The 22,174-nt window shown below is 65.2% G+C and carries 19 protein-coding genes; 15 read left to right on the top strand and 4 right to left on the bottom strand.

Annotated elements, in window-relative coordinates:
• The first annotated feature begins 20 nt into the window (after positions 1-20).
• Positions 21-1,562: a long-chain fatty acid--CoA ligase gene (locus QJT82_RS35025; RefSeq protein ID WP_028341507.1), complete on the top strand. Its 1,542-nt coding sequence runs from the start codon at positions 21-23 to the stop codon at positions 1,560-1,562.
• A gap of 125 nt (positions 1,563-1,687) precedes the next feature.
• Positions 1,688-2,908 (top strand): ABC transporter substrate-binding protein, encoded by a 1,221-nt coding sequence (locus QJT82_RS35020; protein WP_028341508.1) that lies wholly within the window; start codon positions 1,688-1,690, stop codon positions 2,906-2,908.
• 270 nt (positions 2,909-3,178) lie between these two features.
• Here the strand turns inward: QJT82_RS35020 and QJT82_RS35015 are convergent, their stop codons facing one another.
• Positions 3,179-3,943 (bottom strand): helix-turn-helix transcriptional regulator, encoded by a 765-nt coding sequence (locus tag QJT82_RS35015; protein WP_028341509.1) that lies wholly within the window; start codon positions 3,941-3,943, stop codon positions 3,179-3,181.
• Positions 3,944-4,142: 199 nt separating this feature from the next.
• Between QJT82_RS35015 and QJT82_RS35010 the strand changes: the two genes are divergently transcribed.
• The 3 genes from QJT82_RS35010 to QJT82_RS35000 all read left to right on the top strand — a co-directional run bounded on the left by QJT82_RS35010 (position 4,143) and on the right by QJT82_RS35000 (position 9,604).
• Positions 4,143-6,416 (top strand): marine proteobacterial sortase target protein, encoded by a 2,274-nt coding sequence (locus QJT82_RS35010; protein WP_028341510.1) that lies wholly within the window; start codon positions 4,143-4,145, stop codon positions 6,414-6,416.
• Between the two features lie 204 nt (positions 6,417-6,620).
• Positions 6,621-7,211, top strand: coding sequence for a class GN sortase (locus QJT82_RS35005; protein ID WP_028341511.1), 591 nt, complete (start codon positions 6,621-6,623; stop codon positions 7,209-7,211).
• Between the two features lie 170 nt (positions 7,212-7,381).
• Entirely contained in the window at positions 7,382-9,604 is a 2,223-nt protein-coding gene (locus QJT82_RS35000) for an acetate--CoA ligase family protein (RefSeq protein WP_028341512.1), read from the top strand.
• Between the two features lie 152 nt (positions 9,605-9,756).
• On the opposite strand, the gene QJT82_RS34995 is transcribed toward QJT82_RS35000, so the two are convergent.
• Together QJT82_RS34995 and QJT82_RS34990 are read right to left on the bottom strand one after the other, a co-directional pair.
• The gene (locus QJT82_RS34995) at positions 9,757-10,518 is read right to left on the bottom strand and encodes a trypsin-like serine protease (RefSeq protein ID WP_028341513.1); all 762 of its coding nucleotides are present in this window, start codon (positions 10,516-10,518) and stop codon (positions 9,757-9,759) included.
• A 130-nt stretch (positions 10,519-10,648) separates the two neighbouring features.
• On the bottom strand, positions 10,649-10,924 hold the full coding sequence (locus QJT82_RS34990) for a hypothetical protein (protein WP_155258555.1): 276 nt from the start codon (positions 10,922-10,924) through the stop codon (positions 10,649-10,651).
• Positions 10,925-10,953: 29 nt separating this feature from the next.
• On the opposite strand from QJT82_RS34990, the gene QJT82_RS34985 reads away from it, so the two are divergent.
• The 9 genes from QJT82_RS34985 (at position 10,954) to QJT82_RS34945 (ending at position 19,775) form a co-directional block, all read left to right on the top strand.
• Positions 10,954-11,628 carry a response regulator transcription factor gene (locus QJT82_RS34985; protein ID WP_028341514.1) on the top strand — a complete coding sequence of 225 codons (675 nt, stop codon included), beginning with the start codon at positions 10,954-10,956 and terminating at the stop codon, positions 11,626-11,628.
• A 345-nt stretch (positions 11,629-11,973) separates the two neighbouring features.
• Complete coding sequence (locus QJT82_RS34980; RefSeq protein ID WP_028341515.1) at positions 11,974-14,427, top strand: S8 family serine peptidase; 2,454 nt, start codon at positions 11,974-11,976, stop codon at positions 14,425-14,427.
• A 172-nt stretch (positions 14,428-14,599) separates the two neighbouring features.
• Entirely contained in the window at positions 14,600-14,791 is a 192-nt protein-coding gene (locus tag QJT82_RS34975; RefSeq protein ID WP_016842276.1) for a hypothetical protein, read from the top strand.
• A gap of 57 nt (positions 14,792-14,848) precedes the next feature.
• A complete protein-coding gene (locus QJT82_RS34970; RefSeq protein ID WP_016842277.1) occupies positions 14,849-15,028 on the top strand; it encodes a hypothetical protein in 180 nt (59 codons plus the stop codon).
• A gap of 36 nt (positions 15,029-15,064) precedes the next feature.
• Positions 15,065-15,406, top strand: a complete 342-nt coding sequence (locus QJT82_RS34965; protein ID WP_125459406.1) for a hypothetical protein — start codon at positions 15,065-15,067, stop codon at positions 15,404-15,406.
• Positions 15,407-15,503: 97 nt separating this feature from the next.
• Positions 15,504-16,190, top strand: a complete 687-nt coding sequence (locus tag QJT82_RS34960; RefSeq protein ID WP_035631820.1) for an isoprenylcysteine carboxylmethyltransferase family protein — start codon at positions 15,504-15,506, stop codon at positions 16,188-16,190.
• Positions 16,191-16,359: 169 nt separating this feature from the next.
• Entirely contained in the window at positions 16,360-16,992 is a 633-nt protein-coding gene (locus QJT82_RS34955) for an HAD-IA family hydrolase (protein ID WP_196238179.1), read from the top strand.
• Positions 16,993-17,444: 452 nt separating this feature from the next.
• Positions 17,445-18,392: a MoxR family ATPase gene (locus tag QJT82_RS34950; RefSeq protein ID WP_028341518.1), complete on the top strand. Its 948-nt coding sequence runs from the start codon at positions 17,445-17,447 to the stop codon at positions 18,390-18,392.
• A gap of 6 nt (positions 18,393-18,398) precedes the next feature.
• A complete protein-coding gene (locus tag QJT82_RS34945) occupies positions 18,399-19,775 on the top strand; it encodes a VWA domain-containing protein (RefSeq protein WP_264641749.1) in 1,377 nt (458 codons plus the stop codon).
• A 15-nt stretch (positions 19,776-19,790) separates the two neighbouring features.
• Here QJT82_RS34945 and QJT82_RS34940 read toward each other — a convergent pair whose 3' ends face one another.
• A complete protein-coding gene (locus tag QJT82_RS34940; RefSeq protein ID WP_245288751.1) occupies positions 19,791-20,318 on the bottom strand; it encodes a hypothetical protein in 528 nt (175 codons plus the stop codon).
• A 460-nt stretch (positions 20,319-20,778) separates the two neighbouring features.
• On the opposite strand from QJT82_RS34940, the gene QJT82_RS34935 reads away from it, so the two are divergent.
• Positions 20,779-21,999 carry a DUF2235 domain-containing protein gene (locus QJT82_RS34935; RefSeq protein ID WP_028341521.1) on the top strand — a complete coding sequence of 407 codons (1,221 nt, stop codon included), beginning with the start codon at positions 20,779-20,781 and terminating at the stop codon, positions 21,997-21,999.
• Positions 22,000-22,174: the final 175 nt, after the last annotated feature.

The raw sequence follows: 22,174 nt of genomic DNA, 5'->3' as shown, positions 1-22,174 counted from the left end.
CCGTTCCGGAGGAGGGAAATTTGCCGGTTCGTTATTACGACTGGATCGCGCATCATCGTCGGCGCACGCCGGACAAGATGGCATTTGTCGATCTCGCAAGCGGTCGCCGCTTCAGCTATGCGGAGCTCGACGCCCGCGTGTCGCGGCTTGCCGCCTGGCTGCGCGACGGGCTGAAGGTCGCCCGCGGCGACCGCGTCGCGGTGCTGGCACTGAACACGACTGATACGCTCGAGGTGCAGTTCGCCTGCTTCCGGATCGGCGCGATCTTCCTGCCGCTCAACACGCGCCTCACCGTTCCCGAGCTGCGCTACATCGCCGGCGACGCCGCGCCGAAGGTGATGATCCACGACGACGACCTCGCCGAGACCGCGCTTGCGGTGGCAAAGCTCTGCAATGTCGCTGCGACCGTGAGGCTGGGCCCGGGCGGGGCCTATGAGACCGGCATTGCGGCAGCCGCGCCGCTCGAGCGGTTCGAGGAGGTCATGCTCGATGACATCTCGACCATCATGTACACCTCGGGGACGACGGGCCAGCCCAAGGGCGCGATCATCACGCATGGGATGACGTTCTGGAATTGCGTCAATCTCGGCGGTCCCGCCTACATCTCGCCGGCCTCGGTGCTGCTGACGGTGCTGCCGCTGTTCCACACCGGCGGGCTGAATTGCTACACCAACCCCGTGCTGCATGCCGGCGGCACTGTGCTGATCATGCGCGCCTTCGATCCCGGCGAGGCACTGAAGCTGATCGGCGACCCGGCGCAAGGCATCAACGTATTCTTCGGCGTGCCCGCGATCTACCAGTTCATGGCGCAGCATCCTGCCTTCGCATCAGCGGATTTCAGCCGCCTCGTCATCGGCGGCGTCGGCGGCGCGCCGATGCCGGTGCCGTTGCTCAAGACCTGGGAGGCGCGCGGCGTGGCGCTGCAGCAGGGCTACGGCATGACCGAGACCTCGCCGGCGGTGATGGTGCTCGACCGCGAGGATGCCGCGCGCAAGGCCGGCTCCTCCGGCAAGCCGGTGCTGCACACCGAGGTCCGCATCGTGCGGCCCGACGGCAGCGACGCCGCGGTCGGCGAGCTCGGCGAACTCTGGGTCAAGGGTCCGAACATCACGCCGGGCTACTGGAACAGGCCGGACGCCAATGCCTCCTCCTTCACCGACAGCTGGCTGCACACCGGCGACGCCACGCGGATCGACGAGGAGGGCTTCTACTACATCGTCGACCGCTGGAAGGACATGTACATCTCGGGCGGCGAGAACGTCTATCCGGCCGAGGTCGAGAGCGTGCTGCATCAATTGGCCGCCGTCGCCGAGGCCGCCGTGATCGGCATCCCCGACGCGCAATGGGGCGAAGTCGGCATGGCGATCATTGCCGTAAAGCCAAGCCATTCGCTGACCCCGGCCGAGGTCCACGCGCATTGTCAGGCCAATCTGGCGCGGTTCAAATGCCCGCGCCTGATCGAATTCATCGAGGTCCTGCCGCGGAACGCGACAGGCAAAATTCATAAGCCGACGCTCCGGCAACAATTCAGCCGGCCGAAGCCAACCGATACCGCGGCGTGAGTCAAACGCGCGCCGCGCGTTCCGGAATTCGCCGCGACAAGGATTCCCCCGTTGCCGTCTGCCGGGACCGGCTGCGGGTTCGTTGCGTAAGTCCCCAACCAAAATCAATCGAGGAAATTGCCTTTATGAAAACAACAACACTGTCGCTGCTGGCCGCCGCCACGGCGCTCTGCCTGCTCTCCACCCAGGCCGCCTTTGCACAAAAGAAGTATGATACCGGCGCCTCCGACACCGAGATCAAGATCGGCAATGTCGAGGCCTATAGCGGTCCCGCCTCCGCCTACGGCGTCATCGGCAAGACCGAAGAAGCCTATTTCAAGATGATCAACGACCAGGGCGGCATCAACGGCCGCAAGATCAACTGGATCTCCTATGACGACGGCTACTCGCCGCCGAAGACCGTGGAGCAGATCCGCAAGCTGATCGAGAGCGACGAAGTGTTCCTGGTGTTCAACGCGCTGGGCACGCCGACCCAGACCGCGGTGCAGAAGTATCACAACGCCAAGAAGGTGCCGCAGCTCTTCCTCGCCACCGGCGCCAGCAAGTGGAACGATCCGAAGGATTTCCCGTGGACCATGGGCTTCCAGCCGAGCTATCGCGTCGAGGCGCGGATCTTCGGCAAGTACATCCTGAAGGCCAAGCCGGACGCCAAGGTCGCGATCTTCTATGCCAATGACGATTTCGGCAAGGACTACCTGGTCGGTCTGAAGGAGATCCTCGACAAGTCGAGCGTCAAGATCGTCGCCGAAGAGAGCTACGAGACCACCGAGCCGTCGATCGACTCCCACATCGTCAAGCTGAAGGACACCGGCGCCGACGTGTTCGTCAACATCTCGACGCCGAAATTCGCGGCGCAGGCGATCAAGAAGATCGCCGAGCTCAACTGGAAGCCGATGCAGGTGATGACCGACGTCTCGATCTCGATCGGCGCGGTCATGAAGCCCGCCGGGCTCGAGGCCTCGGAAGGCGTGCTGTCGGCCGGCTATCTGAAGGACGCGTCCGATCCGCAATGGAAGAACGACGAGGGCATGAAGAAGTTCATGGCCTTCGCCGAGAAATACATGCCGGGCGCCAACCTCGCCGACGCCAATCTCGTCTATGGCTACGCCGCGGCCCAGACCATGGTGCAGGTGCTGAAGCAGGCCGGCGACAACCTGACGCGTGAGAACGTGATGAAGCAGGCCGCCAGCCTGAAGGATTTTGCGCCCGACACGCTGATCCCCGGCATCCGGATCAACACCAGCGCGACCGACTTCGCGCCGGTCGAGCAGCTCAAGATGATGCAGTTCAAGAACGGGCAGTGGGAGCTGTTCGGCGACATCATCAGCGCCGAGACCGGCGGCTAGCGCAACGCGCACCGCTACCAAACATCAGCCATCGCGAAGCCGCCCATCCGGGCGGCTTCGTTGTTTTTGCGGTCCTTCGCAGGTTGGGGCATGCCGAGTTAATTCCGCCGGCGACCACTCTTTCACCGTCACCCTGAGGAGCGCGCCCTTGCGCGCGTCTCGAAGGGTCGACGGCCCGGCCGGTGGCCGTGCATCCTTCGAGGCTCGCCCAGCGGCGCAATTGCGCCGCAAGGCTCGCACCTCAGGATGACGGAGCTAACTCTGCCGTTGTTAGCCCGGCAGGAAAATCGCGAACGGCTCATCGATCGTGCGGCGCAGATGCTCGCGATAGGCGGCGTAGTTCGCGTCATCGGCCGACACCCGGCCGAGGCTCGGCTTCGGCACGTTCTTCACCGGCAGGAACGCGATCGGCGCGGCGACTGGCGTCAGCAGCGAGCCGCGGCCGGCGAGCAGCGTCGTGATGATGCCGTACATCTCGCCGGAATTGCGCGGGCGCGACACCGTGATCACGCGATGCTGGCCGTGCCGGTTGGTCACGAGATAGACGAAGCCGGATTCATTGGGCACCGCGACTTCGCCGTACTGCGTATAGTCGGCGTCCTGCCGCTCGCCTTCGCGGAAGCCGAGCGATGAGGACGCCTCGTCCCAGGTGATCTCCGTCCGATAGGCATAGAGCGCGCCCTGCTCGCCGAACGACGGCCGCACCGTGATGTAGGTTCCTTCGATCCGCGCTACCGCGCGGCGCGAATAGGATCCGAGGCTGTCGGGCGCGATCCCGCCATTGGCGGGTGCGGTCACCGTGATCGTCTCAGGCAGCTTGCGCAGGGACACACCGAGCGCCTGCTCCAGCCGCACCGTGGTCGCCAGCGTGAACGGGCGGCGGCCGCCGAGCACCTTTTCCAACGTCGAGAGGCTGAGCTTGGCCTGCTCGGCCAGCGCCTGCCGCGAGATTCGGCGGCGCGCGATTTCCTCGCGGATGGTCTCCGCGACCTGCCGGCTCTGCTCGGCGGACAGCTGCTTGTCAGGCGTCGGCATCCAGATTCCTGCCCGGTTCCCCTTGATTCCGCGCAGTCTAGCAGACCGGACAACCCATCACAAAACCGCACAAACCCGCCGCAGGCGGCGGCGGGCCGCGCCGGACCGCGGCCAATCAATGCCGATCATTCTGCTCGCGCCACAACCGCCGTTCTCCATGATCGCGAGGCAGCGAAAGTCTCGCTCGGGAGTGACGAAAATGACGATTTACGATGCATGTAAGAGCAGCCCGCAGATCCGCCTGTCGCGCAGGATGCGCATTGCGCTGTTCTTCCTGGTGGAAGGTGTGGCCGCGCTGGTGATCGGCTTTGCGGCCTTGTTCGTGAGCTTCGATCCGGTGTGGTCGGCCGAACTGCCGCAACAGGCGGTGCTGCGGCCATCAGATGCGCGTTCCGGCTCGCTGCTGTTCAAGACCGACGATGGCTACAGGGATGCACTCAGGCTCGGCGTCGATGTCGACCTCACCGTGTCGGGCCCGACCGTCCGCGCCCGCGTCACGCAGATCTTCCGCAACCCGACCAAGGACTGGGTGGAGGCGACCTATGTCTATCCGCTGCCGGCGGGCGGCGCGGTCGACACGCTGAAGATGGTGGTCGGCGACCGCGTCGTGGTCGGCGACATCAAGGAGCGGCAGCAGGCTCGCGCCATCTATGAGCAGGCCAAGCAGAATGGCCAGAAGGCCGCGCTCACCGAGCAGGGGCGGCCAAACATCTTCACCAACTCCGTTGCCAATATCGGCCCCGGCGAAACCGTGCTGGTGCAGATCGAATATCAGGAGCCGGTGCAGCAGAACGGCAGCGAATTCTCGCTGCGGGTGCCGATGGTGGTCGGCCCGCGCTACAATCCGCGCCCGGTGGTACAGAGCGTCGACCTTCGCGCCGACGGCAACGGCTGGGGCGCCACGTCAACCGATCCCGTGCCGGACCGCGACCGCATCGCGAGCGAAGTGCTCGATCCGGCGACGAATGCGCCGGTCAATCCGACCAACGTCACCGTGCGCCTGAACGCCGGCTTCCCGCTCGGCGAGGTGAAGAGCCATTTCCACCAGGTCAAAATCGAGAGCCCCGACAGCACCACGCGCATCGTCAAGCTCGCCGAAGGCCCGGTGCCGGCCGATCGTGATTTCGAGCTGACCTGGAAGCCGGCCGCCGAGAAGGCGCCGTCGGTCGGGCTATTCCGCGAGCATGTCGGCAATTCCGACTATCTGCTCGCCTTCGTCACCCCGCCGTCGGTCGAGCAGACGCAGCAGAAGCTGATGCCGCGCGAGGTGATCTTCGTGATCGACAATTCCGGCTCGATGGGCGGCACCTCCATCATCCAGGCCAAGGCGAGCCTGACTTACGCGCTCGGTCGCTTGCAGCCGGCCGACCGCTTCAACGTGATTCGCTTCGACGACACCATGGACACGCTGTACCCGGCGCCGGTTACGGCAAACAGCGCCAATATCGGCAATGCGATGGCGTTCGTCAGCGCGCTGCAGGCCCGCGGCGGCACCGAGATGGTGCCGGCGATGCGCGCGGCGCTCTCAGACACCAACCATGACGACGCCAATTACGTCCGCCAGGTCGTGTTCCTGACCGACGGCGCCGTCGGCAACGAGCAGCAATTGTTCGAGACCATCAGCGCGCTGCGCGGCCGCTCGCGCGTCTTCATGGTCGGCATCGGCTCGGCGCCGAACACCTATCTGATGACGCGCGCCGCCGAACTCGGCCGCGGCACCTTCACCCATATCGGCTCGGTCGAGCAGGTCGACGAGCGCATGCGCGGCCTGTTCGCCAAGCTGGAGAACCCGGCGGTGACGAACCTCTCGGCGAAATTTTCCGAGGCGACGGCCGACCTGACGCCGTCGGCGCTGCCCGACGTCTATCGCGACGAGCCGCTGGTGCTGGCCGCCAAGCTCGACAAGCTTGCCGGCTCGGTCGAGATCAAGGGACGCATCGGCGACCGTCCGTGGAGCGTGACGCTGCCGCTCGCGAATGCCGCTGAAGGCAAGGGCCTGTCGAAACTGTGGGCGCGCCGCAAGATCGCCGATGCCGAGGTGGCGCGCACCACGCGTCAGGAGAGCCCCGAGGAAGCCGACAAGACCATCCTCGCGCTGGCGCTGGAGCATCAGCTCGTCACGCGGCTGACCAGCCTTGTCGCGGTCGACAAGACGCCGAGCCGCCCCGAAGGCGAGCCGCTGAAGTTGAGCGAACTCCCGCTCAACCTGCCCGCTGGCTGGGATTTCGCGAAGCTGTTCGGCGAGCGTCCGAATCTGCCCGCCGTCCCGGGCGAGCGGCGCGCCGACGGTGGCGACGGCAAGGTGCAGCTCGCTGCGCTGAAGCGGTCACCGGTCGCGACGCAAGCTCCCGGCACGATCCAGCTGCCGAAGACCGCGACCGATGCGGAGCTGAAGATGATCGCGGGCGTGATCCTGCTCACGGTCAGCCTTCTCCTCCTGGTGTTCAGCCGGCGTCAGACGTCGCCCCAATGACGTCGGATGAAAGGAGGAGGTGCCCCCCAACCTCCTCCTTCAAGAGCGCGCGCGGCCTTCCACCCGTCCCCCAGGGGCCGCGCGCGCCACTCTTCCTCAACCCGCAATGTCATTCCGGGGCGATGCGCAGCATCGAACCCGGAATCTCGAGATTCCGGGTCTGGTCCTTCGGACCATCCCGGAATGACAGCAACAGGCGCAACAATGCCCCGCTTCATCCCATCCCTCGCCTTCGCCCTCATCGGCCTGATCCTGTTCGGCCAGGGCGCCTATATCCACGCCAAGGCGCTGCTCGCGCAGGTGCTGCTGGAACGCGCCTTCGCACAGAGCATCGCGACCGGCCAGCCGGTGAAGCCGTGGAGCTGGGCCGACACCTGGCCGGTGGCGCGGATCGAGGTGAAGCGCCTGCACGCTTCCGCTATTGCACTTGCCGGCAGCAGCGGCCAGGCGCTGGCGTTCGGCCCCGGCCATGTCGAACAGACCGTCGATGCCGGCGAGCGGGGCGTGGCGGTCTATTCCGCACACCGCGACACGCATTTTCGCTTTCTGAGGGATGTCACAATCGGTGACGAGATCGACGTCACGCGAAGCGACGGCAAGGTGTTTCGCTATCGGGCCGATCGCAGTTCGGTGGTCCGCTTCGATCAATCGGGGGTCGATCCGCTCACCGACCGACGTGAACTGGTGCTATCGACCTGCTGGCCGTTCGATGCGCTGACATCGGGGCCCGAGCGTTATCTGTTGCACGCGACTCTGGTCGAAACGGATTCGCGCCCGCGCGAATCGGGTTCCTGATACGCAATCAATTTTGCGCCTGCCGGGATATTGCGCGCGGTGCCCTGACCTGCGCCAGCATGAGTTGCTACCCCCTTTCCCTCGCCATAAAAACAATGAAAAATCGCGCGCCTCACGGTGATCCGCCGTGGCCACAGGAAACAAAGACAACAAGGATAAGGGCAGGCTCCATGGAAGCTTTCGCAAGCACCGCGTCTCATGTATCCCACAAATGGGCGCCGCCCGCTGACGCCAGCGATCTCGTCAAGAGCATCCACGCGATGCTGCATCCGCGCAACATCGTGCTGGTCGGCGCCACCGACAAGCCCGGCAACTACGCCGAACGGATCTGGAACAATCTGGTCAAATACGGCTACGCCGGCGGCCTTTATCCGATCAACGCCAAACGCGAAGCGATCTGGGGCGTCACCTGCTACAAGGACTTCGCCAGCCTACCCGAAAAACCCGACCACGTGCTGGTGCTGGTGCCGGCCCGGTTTGCGGTACAGGTGATCCGCGATGCGGCCGCGGCCGGCGCGCGCTCGGCGACCATCGTCACCTCCGGCTTCAGCGAGCTGCAGGACGAGGAGAGCCAGCGGCTCGCGGTCGAGCTGAAGCAGGCGATCAAGGAGACCGGACTTGCGGTCACCGGTCCGAATTGCCTCGGCAATCTCAGCGCCGGCGAGAACCTGTTCACCAATATCGACGACCGCATCGTCACCATGGAGCAGGGCGCGGTGGCGATCGCCGGCCAATCCGGCGCGATCGTGATGGCGATCCGCCAGGCGCTGGAGGATCGTGGGGTCGGCGTCGGCTACATGGTCACGACCGGCAATGAATCCGGGCTCGAGACCCCGGACCTGATGAGCTATTTCGCCGCCGATCCGAGCATCCGCGTCATCGTGGTCTATCTCGAAGGCGTCAGGAACACAAAAGTGTTCCGCGATGCCTGCAAGGCCGCGCGCGCCGCCGGCAAGCCGGTGATCGCGCTCAAGCTCGGCGCTTCCGAAGGCGGCCGCGCCGCGGCGATGGCGCATACCGGTGCGCTCGCCGGCTCGATCGAGACCTTCGATGCGATCTCGACCCGCGAAGGCGTGATCCGGGTGCGCGGACTGGATGAATTGATCGAGGCCACCGAGTGCTTCGTCCATGCCGATCCGCCGAAGGGCAATCGCCTCGCGGCGGTGTCGCTGTCGGGCGGCAAGCGCGGGCTTTTGATCGACGCGTTCTATTCCGCCGGGCTGAATTTTGCGCCGCTGAGCCCGAACGCCTCGGAGCAGCTGGCAAAAATGCTCGGCCCCGGCAGCATCGTCGGCAACCCGCTCGACGCCGGCTTTGCCGCGGTGGTCGATCCCTCCGTCTACATGAAGTCGATCAAGATCATGATCGACGATCCCGACACCGACATCGTCATCATCGATGCCGAGCTGCCGAAGGCGCCGCACGAGCTGCGCGAGCGCAATTTGCGCATCGTCAACGAGATGGCGGGCCAGGCCAACAAGCCGGTGATCTATATCAGCGCGATGTCGATCGGCTTCACCGAGTTCACCAAGGGGCTGCGCAAGTCGCTGCCCGATATCGCCGTCATGCAGGGCCTCGACCGCGCGGTCGGCGCGATCAAGTCGCTGATCGAATATGCCGGCCTGCGCAAGGAAGTACCCGATATCGCGTCGAGCTCGAAGGCATCGGCGCGCGCGGTGCTGGAGAAGACGCTTAAGGCCGCCAACAATGCCGCCGCACTCGATGAGGTCGCCTCGAAGAAGCTGCTCAAGGCCTATGGCATCCCGATCTCAAAGGAAGAGGTCGCGCAGACCGCGGCGGAGGCCGTGAAGATCGCCAAGAAAATCGGCTTCCCGGTGGTCGCCAAGGTGGTCAGCCCCGACATCCTGCACAAATCCGATATCGGCGGCGTGGTGCTGAATCTCGCCAGTGCGGCCGAGGTGAAGAAGGCGTTCAACGACATCACCGCGCGGGTGAAGAAGCTGAAGGGCAAGCCGAAGCTCGAGGGCATCCTGATCGCACAGCAGGTCAAGGCCGACCTCGAGCTCGTGGTCGGTGCCTCGCTCGACGCCGAGATGGGCCCCGTCGTGCTGTTCGGCACCGGCGGCGTCGATATCGAGCTGATGAAGGACGTCGCCCTCGCCGGCGCGCCGCTCGACGCCGCCGAGGCGAAGGAGCTGATCGCCAGGACCAAGGCCGGGGTCAAGATGAAGGGCTACCGCGGCAAGCCCGCGCTGCACGAGCCGTCGGCGGTGAAGGCGCTGGTCGGTCTTTCCAACCTGATGGCAGACGCCAATGGCCGCATTGCCTCGATCGACGTCAACCCGTTCCTGATCAACAGCAAGCTCGGCGTCGCCGTCGACGGCCTGATCGTGCTGAACAACGCCGCCGCGAACAAGGCCGCGGGGCATTAGGCTTCACTCCCTCTCCCCGTTCTTACGGGGAGAGGGTCGGGGTGAGGGGCTCTCTCCGCGAGGCGGTACCAGACGAAAGACCTGTACCCCCTCACCCGGATCGCATCTCACGATGCGATCCGACCTCTCCCCGCAAGCGGGGCGAGGTGACTTTAAAAGCTCGCACCCCACTGCCGCGCGGTCTGCATCACCCAGTCGCGATAGAGTGTCAGCGGCGTCACGCCGGTGATGCCGCCGCAGCCGGCGGCGCCGTTCGGCCCGGTGGACCAACTCACCACGCCGACGATGGCGGGGCCGCCCTGCTTGTTCTCGAACACCGGCGCGCCGGAATCGCCGGTGCAGGCCCCGAGCCCTTCGCGCAAACCCTGCCCGACCGGATCGACGAGACGGATCTGCAACGTGCCGGGCTTGCCGCTCGCGATCAGGCCGGCGACGCGGGTAGCGCCACCGCTTTTGCCGTCACCGCGCACGGTGACGCCGACGCCCGCGATGGTGAAGCGGCCGCCGACCTGGATCGGAATGTTTGGCATGCCGAGCGCGGCCGGTGCCTTGCCTGCGGCCGGCGCCGCGAGCTGCAGCAGCGCGACGTCGGCGGTGGCGACATGATTGGTCATCGCCTGCATCCGAAAGCCGGGATGGATCGCAACCGTCCTGACGTCCTGCAGCGTCGGCTGCCTGTCCGCGCCATATTCGACGATCTTGTAATCGGCGCCGGGCTGCACGCAATGCGCCGCGGTCAGCACGACCTTCGGCGCGATCAGCGCGCCGGTGCAGAAATTGCCGCGCGAGCCGACGATGGTGACGACGGAGCGCGCAACGCCATCCGTCGACGGCGCGCCGCCGCCGACGATGGCCAGCGCCGGCGTCGCCACCAACAGGGTCAGAAAAGCTGTCGCTCGAATCACGCTCGTCATGAAACCCCGTCGGTCTGCTGCTGAATCGAGCCTATCCGAGGCGCGGCATTGCGTCGCTCGCACCGGGCTCTGGAGAACACGCAATATTGTACAGAGCATCCAGACCTGCGCGCGTCAATTGTCTAAATATCTACGCGTCGATCTCTACGACGTTGAAGTCGCCGCCGGAATCCTGCAGCGCCATTGCGTTCACGCGCCACACATCGCCGTCTTGTCGCCATACGCACACATCGAATCGCGCGTCCGGCGCGCGGGTGACGTTCGAATGTGAACTGCGTCTCTTGATTGCCCGCATCAGCGCCGTAATTTCGATCCGGCAATCATACAACCTCCGGCAGCATATCGCATACTTACCTTTATGACTTTTCTGGATGCCGGCGCCGTAGATCTCAACACGGCGCTCCATCCGTCATTTCGTTGAGTTAGAGGATAATGATGAGGATAGCGGTCGTCACGCCGATCAGGCTGTTCAGCGAGGGGCTTACCTCGAGTTTCCAGAACCACGCCGAGTTTGCGATTGCGGCGGCGGTGTCCGATCTCGCCGGCCTGCGCGAGACCCTCGAGACCGACAGTGTGAATGTCATTCTGATCGACGTCACACAGGGCATCGATCTCGACGAAGTGCGTGCGATTGCGAGCGACCATGCGGATGTCGCACTGGTGGCGCTCGGCCTCAACGAGGACCGGCGCGACGTGGTCCGCTGCGGCCGGGCCGGATTCAGCGGCTACATTTCCCGGAACGCCAGCTTCGATGAGCTCTGCCGGGCGCTGTCGGATGTGGCATCGGGGCGGCTCGCCTGCAGCGCCGAGATTTCCGGCGGCCTGCTGCGCGCGCTGTTCTGCATGGAACGTCAAGCGGATACGATCGACGCGGACCAGGGGCTGACGCGCCGCGAAAGCGAGGTTCTCAAGCTGATCGGACACGGCCTGTCGAACAAGGAGATCGCGCGCGATCTCAATCTCAGTCTTGCGACGGTCAAGCACCACGTCCATCACGTGCTGCAGAAGCTCGGCCTGCCGCGCCGGGCGCAGGCGATGCGACGGGTGCGCGAAGCACCGTGGATCGCATCATCGGCAGCGATCCCCGATCGGGCCCGCGAGCTCGACTGACACCGACATCCTGAATTCCGTGTTCGCCCGACGCGCGGGTCGCGTTCGCGCACCGGCGCGCAGATGCAAGCGCATGTCTGCCCTGGCACGCACAATGGTGCGGTGAGATCGGTCTCGACTAAACCCTTCGATCGATCGTTCGAGAGGCAGGATCGATCTCATCGACCGATCGATCCGTATCGCCGGCTCGATCCTTTCTGATCCACCGCGGTGAATAGGCCTTTCGCGTCACAGCTGCCACAACTGCACCAACGCAACGACATGTGGTTCGCTGCGTGAGAGCAAATTGTCGCGGAAGACGGATCGGCTGCACGGATTTGCGGCTGATCAGTCGGGATTGATTTCATGAATCCAGTTGCCGATATCGCTGGTCTGGCTGCCTTATGGCAGAGAACGTCGGGCGGCGACCCCGCGGTCAAGATCGCGATCATCGACGGCCCCGTCGATTTCAATCATCCTTCGCTCAGGCAGGCCCGCGTCGCCAGGGGCGGCGAGTTCGTCGCACCGGCTTCGCCGATGATCCAGTCCGAGCACGGCACGCATGTCACGAGCGTGCTGATGGGCACGCCCGGCAGCCCGGTGCTCGGCGTCGCGCCGAATTGCAGCGCGACCGTGTTCTCGATCTATCGCGAGAATGTCGCCGGGCAGATCGAGCCGTCGTCGCAAAGCACCCTGGCGCTCGCGATCAACCAGGCGCTCGCCGCCGGCGCCGACGTCATCAATATCAGCAGCGGCCAGCAATCCGCGACCGGCCAAGCCGACCGCATTCTGGTCGACGCGGTCCGCGCTTGCGAACGCGCCGGCAAGCTGATCGTCGCCGCCGCCGGCAATGACGGATGCCGCTGCGTCCAGGTGCCGGGCAGCCTCGCTTCGGTGCTTGCGGTCGGCGCGTGCGATCCGGCCGGCAATCCGCTGCCCTTCAGCAATTTCGGCGACGCCTATCTCGAGAACGGCATCCTCGCGCCGGGCGAAAACATCGCCGGCGCCTCGCCGGTCCGCAATATCAGCCTGCGCTCCGGAACGAGTTTCGCGGCGCCGATCGTCAGCGGCGTCGTCGCCCTGCTGCTCTCATGCCTGCGCCAGACCGGACGCAAGGCCGATCCGCAAGCCGTCCGTGCCGCGCTGCTCGAAAGCGCGGTGCCCTGCCGCAGCGACGGCAGCGCCTCGCGCTGCCTCGCCGGACGGCTCGATATTCCCGCGGCTGTCGCCGCCCTGCTTGGCGAGCAGGCGGACGCCGTCATGCCGTCGGGTGCCACGGCCGCGACTCCCCGTTTCCGGGGAGTGTCCGCGCGCCCTTTCGTCCAACCGTCATCCGCCGCTCAGCCAACTGCAACCAGAGAGGGTTCCATGGGAGATCTATCAGCAATGTCTGCACCATCGGCTCCGCGCATATTCGGGCCGGACGGCTCGGTCCTGCGCAGCAGCGCCGGGATCATGCCAAGCGAAGCGCAGCCTGCTGCGCCCGCAGCGCCTGCGGCCATCGCCGCGGCCGTTGATCACGGCGTCGCCGTCGCGCCGATCGCAGCGCCGGCGCCGTATCCGTATCACGCCCCCCACGCGGGCGGCGACATGGTCTGGATGCCGACGCCGGCGCCGCAGATGGTCATGCCGCCGATGATGATGCCGCAGATGGCGATGCCGGCGGCCGGCATGATGCCGCAGGCCTGGCTGCAGCCGCAGCAGCTGCCTGCGCTGATGCCGAGCAACGCGCTTCCCGTCGCGATGCCGCAGGCGCTGCCGATGTACGAAGCCCCCGCGGTTCGTACCAGCGAGAAGAGCTGCGGCTGTGGCGGCGGCATGCGTCCGCAGGGCGCCGCGGCGGAATCCACCGGACAGCTCGCGTTCCCGATCGGCCGGCTGTTCTACGATTTCGGCAAGGAGGCCCGCCTCGACTACTTCGTGCAGGCCATCGCCAATTGGCGCGACAGCCTGATCGGACGCGGCGATCCGGCGTTCGGACCGGAGCGCGACCGCTCCGGCGATACCTCGGCGCCGTACAATCCGGCGATCATGGCGCGCTATCTGTTGAACCAGGCCGAAGGCGAAAGCGCGACGCCGAGCGGCTCGGGCAACAACTTCCCGGATGCCGATGCCATCATCTGGACGATGACGATCGACTCGATCCCGATCTATGCGGTCAAGCCGCTCGATGTGTTCGGTCTCGGATTCTTCGCCGCGCTGATCCTGGCGCTCTGGCATCAGGAGGTCTCGCATGACGATCCATCGAACACCCGAACCGTGGTACCGGCAGCGCGCGGCGGCGACGATACGCCACCGACCACGCCCCCGGCTTTCCCGCCACGCGGCGGTGTTGCGCGGATTTCGATGGCCGGCTGGGTCGACAGCGCCAACACGACCAAGCTCCTGAACGGGACCGTCGTGCCGACGCTGGTGACCGACTGGCGCGGCTTCTACCAGTGGGATCTCTACACGCTGTTCGGACCCGATCCCGACACCTGGCCGGCCGGCGCGGAAGGCTTCCTCGAACGGATCTACAACGAGTTCCGCAATGTCGGCCTCTCGCCGCAGGATCGCGCGCTGAACTATTCCGCGATGAATGCATACAACACGCGGAAGATATTCACCGACGTCGCCAAGAAGGGCTTGCGGCTCGATACCGTCGAGGTCGACCAGAGCGTCATCTGCCGCCCGGACTCGGTTTGTCACGACGTGACCTACCGCTTCTTCAATCCGACCCAGGTCCTGACCCAGGCGCGCGAAGTCTATCAGTACACGATCGACGTGAGCGACGTGGTGCCGGTGGCGGTCGGACCGCTGCGGCAGTGGCAGGTCTATTGATGCGATTGCTCCTCCGTGTCCGGAGGAGATCAGAACGTGGCGCGAATGCGTCACGTGGTCCGGGGGATCGACGCGATGAGCGATCCCCTGGGCGACGTCCAGCGACGGCTGCCCCGGTCGGTGCCCACCTCCCGTAGTTGCCGTCAATTCAAACCGAAAGAAGGAGCTGAACATGTACGCAAGGAACGACTTTGAGACCTTCGGCAGCGTGCGTAGCCCGATCCAGTGTGAGGGCATCGAGCGCGGTCCGAAGCGGATTGCCGACGTGGCGACCAACGGGTCGGTCAACCCGCAGGGCTGGGGAGAAATCCTCGGCGGCGTCGCGCAGGCGCTGCCGGGTGTCCTCGGCGCCTTCGGCATCTGATCGCCAAACTCGGGGCCCGGCGCTGTCGGGCCCCACCCCATCTTCGAGGAGGCCGATATGATGCAGAAATCCACCGCCAGGAGCCCACAGCAACAGCAGCAGAACGGTCGCCGGATCGAGCCATCCGGCAAGATCGTCGTTTCGTCAGTCGTGAGCCACGCCTCGCTGATCGCCGCGATCAGCGACCGCAACCCGATCATCGCCAAACGCACCACATCCGACGAAGACAAGTCCTGACGTCGTCGTCATCACCGAACCTATGGAGCCGATGCCATGGCAAGACCGCCCCGCAAATCCGGATCCGACAGCGCCGCCTCGCCGCCGCCGGCGGAAGCACCTTCCGCAGCGTCACGCATGGCCCAGGCGCGGCGCCCGATGGAGGCAGCTGTTGTCGCCCGTCCGAAGATCGCCACCACCCCCACTCCGCCGACAACGCCGACCTATCTGGCGCCGCCGCAGGGCCCCGGGGCTCCGCAGCAGATGCGCCATGATGGCTCACCGCATTCGGAGGAGCGGCTCAACACTGCGATGAAGATCCTGCTCGATCCCACGGCGCGCGCGCTGCCGAGCAAGGTCTATTCCGGACAGGCGCGAAACTGGACCCGCAGACCTTAATCGGCTCTGCGCGCCGAGCAGGCCGCGATCCGCAACCACGCACGCAACGGCCCGCCCGATCCGGCGGCGCGGCCGTTGTCGTTCGCCGGAGAGAAACATGAACGAGAACGGCAATCCCCCTCGCGTCAATCTGCGCCGCGTCGCCTTCACTTGTGTGGGCCTCGGCACGTTCCTGTTTCTCGCGGCCGGCACGCTGCGATGGGCCGGCGCTTGGGTGTTCCTGCTCGAGATCACGATCGGTGGGCTGATCACCGAGGCTTGGCTCGCCCGGCACGATCCGGGGTTGCTGGCCGAGCGGCGCACCGCGCGCGGCCAAGCCGGATGGGATCGCGTCATCACGACGATCATGCCGCTGCTGTGGCTGACATGGCTGCCGCTGATGGCGCTCGACGCAGTCCGCTACCAGACATCGCTCGTGCCCTTCTGGCTGCAATGCGCCGGCGCCGTGATGATCGCGGCATCGTTCTATATCGTCTACCGGACCTACCGGGAAAACAGCTACGCCGCGCCGGTCGTGAAGATCCAGCGCGAGCGCGGGCATGCTGCTGTGACCACCGGACCCTACGCCTATGTGCGGCATCCGATCTATGCCAGCGGCCTCCTCACCTATGTCGGCACGCCGCTGCTGCTGGGATCCTGGTATGGCCTTGCCATCGTGCCTGTGATGGCGGCGCTGCTCGGCTTGCGGTCGCTGATGGAGGAGCGGATGCTGACCGCCGAGCTCGACGGCTATGCCGAATATCTCGCGCGGGTGCGCTATCGCCTGGTGCCGATGGTCTGGTGAGCTGGTTCCGCGTGGCGGACTTTGCCGCGAACTGGCGGCTTGCCTGATCGACGGCAATTCCAATAAAGAAGGCTGGACGCGCGTTTCCCTGTTGTCCTGCAATCGGCCGGACGATCCGAGGCGAAGCCGCCGCTTTGCAACGGGCAGGACTTTGATGATCGAGACTTTGATGATCGAGGCAGTGATCTGGGATTTCGGCGGCGTGTTGACCACCTCGCCGTTCGAGGCATTCGCGCGCTATGAGGCCGAGCGCGGCCTGCCGATCGACATCATCCGCCGCACCAACGCCGCCAACCATCTCGAGAACGCCTGGGCCAAGTTCGAGCGCGCCGAGATCGATATCGACGCGTTCGACGCGCTGTTCGCGACGGAATCAAAGGCGCTCGGCGCCGAGGTGCGCGGCAAGGACGTGCTGCCGCTGCTCTCCGGCGACCTGCGCCCCGAGATGGTCGAGGCGCTGAAGCGCATCAAGACGAAATTCAAGACCGGCTGCATCACCAACAATCTGCCGGCGAACGCGATCGGCAGCCGCAGCGGACGCACGCTCTACGTCGCCGAGGTGATGGCGCTGTTCGACCACGTCATCGAGTCCGCGAAGATCGGCCTGCGCAAGCCCGACCCGCGCATCTACCGGATGATGATGGAGACGCTGCAGGTGAACCCGAAGCACTGCGTCTATCTCGACGATCTCGGCGTCAATTTGAAGCCGGCGCGCGAGATGGGCATGACCACGATCAAGGTCGCAAATGCCGCGCAGGCGATCGGCGAGCTTGAAGCCGCGACCGGTCTCACGCTGAGGTGAAGCGGTTTCGCAGCCGGCACGACCAGATGCAGCTCTGCATGGCGCATGCGCATCTGGACTGCCTGAAGTAGGCGATCGACCAGAAGATCGTTGGCCCGCAGCGCAAGGAATACGTGAAGAGCTGCGCGGGCTGACGGTAGCCGGTCTACGAGATTCTTCCCCTTCCCCCTGAAAGGGGGAAGGTCGGGATGGGGTCAGCCGCAGACGCCAGAGTTGATGGAGAGAGTAGATCCCACCCGCTTTGCTCTGGCGAGCAAAGCGACCTCCCCTTTTCAAGGGGAGGTTCGAACTACACGCTAACAACCGTATTGCGCTCGGCGGAAATACCCCGGAACCATGCGCTAACGCCAGCCTTTAGCCCTCATGCCTTTGCGGGCCAAACGAGCCTTGTGCTTTGTCCGCAACGGGCGCAGAACAGGTCCGAGTTCAAGGCAAATTCGGAGCTGATCCTCGTGGCTGACACCAGGCCCACCGCCTCGATCGAGGCCGTGGAAAGCGGCCTCGCCGCGCAAGGCTATATTGCGAGCCGGCAGATCGCGACCGCGGTCTATCTGTCGCAGCAGATCGAGAAGCCGATCCTGGTCGAGGGCCCCGCCGGCGTCGGCAAGACCGAGCTCGCGAAAGCGATCGCCGCATGGCGCGGCATGAAGATGATCCGCCTGCAATGCTATGAGGGCCTCGACGAGGCCAAGGCGCTGTATGAGTGGAAATACGCCAAGCAGCTGCTCTACACCCAGATCCTGAAGGACAAGCTCGGCGAGGTGCTCGGCGGCGCGCGGTCGCTGGCGGCTGCGCTCGACCAGCTCCACACCTTCGGCGACGTGTTCTTCTCCAAGGAATTCGTCGAGCCGCGGCCGCTGTTGCAGGCGCTGGAGCAGCCGGCCGGCTGCGTGCTGCTGATCGACGAGATCGACAAGTCGGACGCTGAATTCGAATCGCTGCTGCTGGAAATCCTCTCGGACTTCCAGGTCACGATCCCCGAGCTCGGCACCGTCTCCGCGGTGGCGCCGCCGACCGTGATCCTGACCTCGAACAGCGAGCGCGATCTTGGCGATGCCTTGAAGCGGCGCTGCCTGCATCTGCACATCGGCTTCCCCGAGCAGAAGCTGGAGGAGCGCATCGTCGAGAGCCGGGTGCCCGGCATCTCGCAGACCCTGCGCAAGCAGATGGTCGGTTTCATCCACGAGATCCGCTCGCTCGACCTGAAGAAGCTGCCCTCGGTCAGCGAGGCGATCGACTGGGCGCGCGTGCTGGTGCTGCTGCAGGCGAGCGAGCTCGACACAGAGATCGTCAAGGACACGCTCAACGTGCTGCTGAAATACGAGGCCGATATCGAGGCCGCGACGCCGCAGATTTCGTCCTTCATCGCCAAGGCGTCTCGCCAGGGCGTGTTCAGCTAGACCAAGATGCGCGAGAACCTGCATCGCTTCTTTCGTGCGGCGCGGGGGGCCGGGGTCCGGGTCTCGCCCGCCGAAAGCATCGATGCGATGCGGGCGGTCGCCCAGGTCGGCTTTGCCGACCGCAACATCCTGCGCGACACCTTCCTGCTGACGCTTGCCAAGACGCAGGACGAGAAGCGCGCGCTCGGCGAATGCTTCGACCTGTTCTTCAGCCAGCCCGAGCCGCAGCAGGAGAACGCCGAGCAGAGCAAGACCGACGACGGCAGCGAATCCGGCGCCAACCCGTCGGCCGACGAGCATGGCGATGCGTCGGGCGGCGCCGCCAGCGAGAATGTCGGGCCGCTGGCGCAGATGCTGCTGTCGCAGGATCGCTCCGCGATATCGAGCGCGATCGCCAACGCCTCCGGCGCCGCCTCGCTGCCGGATATCCGCTACTTCACCCAGCGCGGCATCTTCCAGACCCGCATCCTCGATGCGATGGGGATCCAGCGCCTGCGCGACGACATCGACGAGCAGACCACGCGCAATCCCGCGCTCGCCGAACGGCTGCAGGAGGCGCTCAACGGCCTGCGCGGCACCGTTCGCGATGCGGTCTCGCAGGCCCTGCTGCTGTACGGGCGCGAGGAAGCGGAGAATTTGCGCAACGAGATCCTGCGCAACGCGCCGCTGGCGCGGATCGAGCCGCGGCAGGTCGAGCAGATGCGCGCGCTGATCCGCCAGATCGCGCGCCGGCTGCGCGAGCGCTACTCCAAGCCGCGCAAGCGCCAGCGCCGCGGCCATCTCGACGTCCGCCGCACGCTGCGCCGGAACGCGGCCTGGGGCGGCGTCCCCTTCCTCACCGCGTGGAAGCGCAAGCATCGCGACCGTCCGAAGATCGTCGCGCTGTGCGACGTCTCGGGCTCGGTCGCCCGCGTCTCGGACTTCTTCCTGCTCCTGATCCACAGCCTGCACGAGGTGGTGGACGACGTCCGCTCATTCGCCTTCTCGGGCCACCTGATCGAGGTCAGCGACATCCTGGAATCGAACTCGCCGGAAGAGGCGATGAAGGAGATCATGTCCAAGGTCGGCTTCGGCTCGTCCGACTATGGCAATTCCTTCGCCGATTTCGAGGACAATTGGATGAGCGCGATCACGCCGCAGACCACGGTGATCGTGCTCGGCGACGCCCGCAGCAACAATCTCGATCCGCGCGCCGACATTCTGCGCCGGATCGGCGAGCGCTCCAAACGGCTGGTCTGGCTCAACCCCGAGGGCCGCATGGTCTCGGGTTTTGGCGATTCCGAGATGCCGCGCTACGCGACCTTCTGCAGCGTGGTACGGCAATGCGCGACCGCGCAGCAGCTCGAGCGCGCCGTGTCGGATATCGTCGCGACATATCAGTAGGCAGCCGGCCGCGCTTTAGATGGCAAGCGACTCGCCGTGGAACAGCCACCCGACGAACGCCGCCAATGTCAGCGCGATCGAGGCGAAGATGGCAACCAGCTTGATCGTCGTGATCGCCTTCAGGATCGAGACCGACCGCGCCGCCGCATGCGGATCGCCGTGCAGCAGCAGCCATGCCAGGAGACAATCCTCGATCAGATCGCTGAGCAGGTACACTGCCGGCACGATCAGGCCGAGCCACGCCGCGGACGGGTAGATCCGGCTGAGCCAGTGCGATGACGCCGCCCCCATCGCGCCCGCCAGCGCCAGCATCACGATGAGATCGAACGGAAACAGGATCGGAAAGACATATTTCATCCGCAGATCGGACTGCACCAGCTCGCCAAGCTGGTCGCCGGTGTAGCTCAGCGTCTTCTCCGGAAAGCGGGTGCGGAACCTGTTTGCGAACACGCGATCGGAATAGCTGCCGACCCACCAGAATAGCCCGAACGCCGCCACCACAAGTCCCGAGAGAATGGCCGTCACGAGAGCTTGATGGCTCATGCCGACCTGTTCCTGGTGTTGTCGAGGAAGCTGCGAGAGGCCGCAGGAAAGATGATCGCGTGCACCGCGGAGTCCCTGAAAGGGAGAAAATGTCGACGCATAAAGCAATGATCGACGAGCAGATTTCCATCTTTTCCGAAGTGTTGCAATTGAATTCTGGGAGCGCCATTGGCGGCCGACTCAACGCATCGCGAACGGAATTGGATCACGGCAACTCTCCGTCATGGCCGACATCGGCGAGCTGAAGCGACGCCGTCCTTGGCGCAGCTTTGGCCGGCCGTGGCGAGATTCAATTCGATCCAAAGGCAGGCAGCGCCGGCGCGCATCACGCTTCGGCTACCCGGCACCACCGGCGGTCACGCCGCCGCCACAGAACCGTCTTCAATTGGAGATTGAATTTTCACCGCATTCTGCCGTACATAGAGGCCGCGAATTTTCACGGCGGCCGCGAGGGCAACGGATGCCGAAGGATATTGTGATTTGCTGCGACGGCACCGGCAACGAGATCGGTGACAATATTTCCAACGTGCTGAAGCTGTTCCGCGTCGCCGACAAGAATGACCGGCAGCGGATCTATTATCATCCCGGCCTCGGCACCATCGGCCTGCAAAACGCCTGGGGCCGCTTCAAGCAGCAGATGCGCGGCTTGTTCGGGCTGGCCTTCGGCGCCGGTCTCGACCAGGACACGCTCGGCGCCTACCTGTTCCTGTGCCGAACGTGGGAACCCGGTGACCGGGTCTGGATGTTCGGCTTCAGCCGCGGTGCCTACACGGTGCGCGTGCTCGCGGCCTTCGTCCATGTGATGGGCCTTCTGCCCGTCGATCAGTTCGACCTCGCGAGCTACGCCTTCGGCACCTACAAGAAAGCCAGCTCCGACGCCCAGAAATCCGACGGCACGTTCGACTATGCTCCGTTGAAGGAGGCTTGGCATTTCAGCCAGATTGCCGGCGGCCGCAACATCGACATCGAGTTCGTCGGGGTCTGGGACACCGTGGCCTCGATCATCGTGCCGCGACAGGACAATTTCCTGTTCGACCTGCAGACGCTGCTGTTCACGCGGACCAATTCCAGCGTCAAACGGTTCCGCCAGGCGATCTCGATCGACGAGCGCAGGCGCATGTTCCGACTCAATCGCTGGATCGAGCCGCAGAAATTTCGCTCAGATCCGTTCGATCCGGCGACGGAGGTGGAGCAGGACATCAGCCAGGTCTGGTTTGCCGGCGTGCACTCCGACGTCGGCGGCGGCTATCCGGAAGACCAGAGCGGGCCGTCAAAGTTTCCGCTGATCTGGATGCTTGAACAGGCCAAGGCGGCCGGGCTGCACATGGATCAGGCGCTGATCGAGCATCTCGCCTGGGGGATGCCGTTGCCGCCGCACAAGCACGACTATGTGCCGCCGAGCGCGACCGCCCCGCTGCACAATTCGCTGACCGCTGCCTGGGAAATCCTGGAATGGATTCCGAAGAGCGACAAATGGAAGGAATGGCCGGAGCGGAAATCCTTCCTCGGCTTCTATCTGCCGCGCGGCGAGCCGCGGCCGATTGCGGACGGCGCGACCATCCATGCCTCGGTGCTGGAGCGCATGGAGAAGGATCCGGCCTACAAGCCCATCAATATGCCGAAGACCTACAACGTCGAGCCAATAACGCCGCCCCCGGCTCCCCCTGCTGCGACCGTCTGACAGCGTCAGAGCATGATTTGGCCGCAAGGGCGGCCTGCTCCCTCTCCCGCTTGCGGGGGAGGGCTGGGGTGGGGGTTCTCTCCGCGCGTCACATCGTCGAAGGAGCCCCCACCCGTATCGCATCTTCGATGCGATACGACCTCCCCCGCAAGCGGGAGAGGTGCAGCAGGTTTGC

This window comes from Bradyrhizobium sp. Mp19 (assembly GCF_029952935.1).
Lineage (GTDB): Bacteria > Pseudomonadota > Alphaproteobacteria > Rhizobiales > Xanthobacteraceae > Bradyrhizobium > Bradyrhizobium elkanii.
This window is presented reverse-complemented; position numbering and strand designations above follow the sequence as displayed.

What these genes read in the sequence shown, in the direction of transcription:
- QJT82_RS35020 (WP_028341508.1), top strand. Translation starts at nt 1,688, where the DNA reads ATGAAAACAACAACACTGTCGCTGCTGGCCGCCGCCACGGCGCTCTGC.
- QJT82_RS34995 (WP_028341513.1), bottom strand. Translation starts at nt 10,518, where the DNA reads ATGACGAGCGTGATTCGAGCGACAGCTTTTCTGACCCTGTTGGTGGCG.
- QJT82_RS34980 (WP_028341515.1), top strand. Translation starts at nt 11,974, where the DNA reads ATGAATCCAGTTGCCGATATCGCTGGTCTGGCTGCCTTATGGCAGAGA.
- QJT82_RS34955 (WP_196238179.1), top strand. Translation starts at nt 16,360, where the DNA reads ATGATCGAGGCAGTGATCTGGGATTTCGGCGGCGTGTTGACCACCTCG.
- QJT82_RS35000 (WP_028341512.1), top strand. Translation starts at nt 7,382, where the DNA reads ATGGAAGCTTTCGCAAGCACCGCGTCTCATGTATCCCACAAATGGGCG.
- QJT82_RS35005 (WP_028341511.1), top strand. Translation starts at nt 6,621, where the DNA reads ATGCCCCGCTTCATCCCATCCCTCGCCTTCGCCCTCATCGGCCTGATC.
- QJT82_RS34990 (WP_155258555.1), bottom strand. Translation starts at nt 10,924, where the DNA reads ATGGAGCGCCGTGTTGAGATCTACGGCGCCGGCATCCAGAAAAGTCAT.
- QJT82_RS34935 (WP_028341521.1), top strand. Translation starts at nt 20,779, where the DNA reads ATGCCGAAGGATATTGTGATTTGCTGCGACGGCACCGGCAACGAGATC.
- QJT82_RS35015 (WP_028341509.1), bottom strand. Translation starts at nt 3,943, where the DNA reads ATGCCGACGCCTGACAAGCAGCTGTCCGCCGAGCAGAGCCGGCAGGTC.
- QJT82_RS34945 (WP_264641749.1), top strand. Translation starts at nt 18,399, where the DNA reads ATGCGCGAGAACCTGCATCGCTTCTTTCGTGCGGCGCGGGGGGCCGGG.
- QJT82_RS34940 (WP_245288751.1), bottom strand. Translation starts at nt 20,318, where the DNA reads ATGAGCCATCAAGCTCTCGTGACGGCCATTCTCTCGGGACTTGTGGTG.
- QJT82_RS35010 (WP_028341510.1), top strand. Translation starts at nt 4,143, where the DNA reads ATGACGATTTACGATGCATGTAAGAGCAGCCCGCAGATCCGCCTGTCG.
- QJT82_RS34965 (WP_125459406.1), top strand. Translation starts at nt 15,065, where the DNA reads ATGGCAAGACCGCCCCGCAAATCCGGATCCGACAGCGCCGCCTCGCCG.
- QJT82_RS34975 (WP_016842276.1), top strand. Translation starts at nt 14,600, where the DNA reads ATGTACGCAAGGAACGACTTTGAGACCTTCGGCAGCGTGCGTAGCCCG.
- QJT82_RS34970 (WP_016842277.1), top strand. Translation starts at nt 14,849, where the DNA reads ATGATGCAGAAATCCACCGCCAGGAGCCCACAGCAACAGCAGCAGAAC.
- QJT82_RS34960 (WP_035631820.1), top strand. Translation starts at nt 15,504, where the DNA reads ATGAACGAGAACGGCAATCCCCCTCGCGTCAATCTGCGCCGCGTCGCC.
- QJT82_RS34985 (WP_028341514.1), top strand. Translation starts at nt 10,954, where the DNA reads ATGAGGATAGCGGTCGTCACGCCGATCAGGCTGTTCAGCGAGGGGCTT.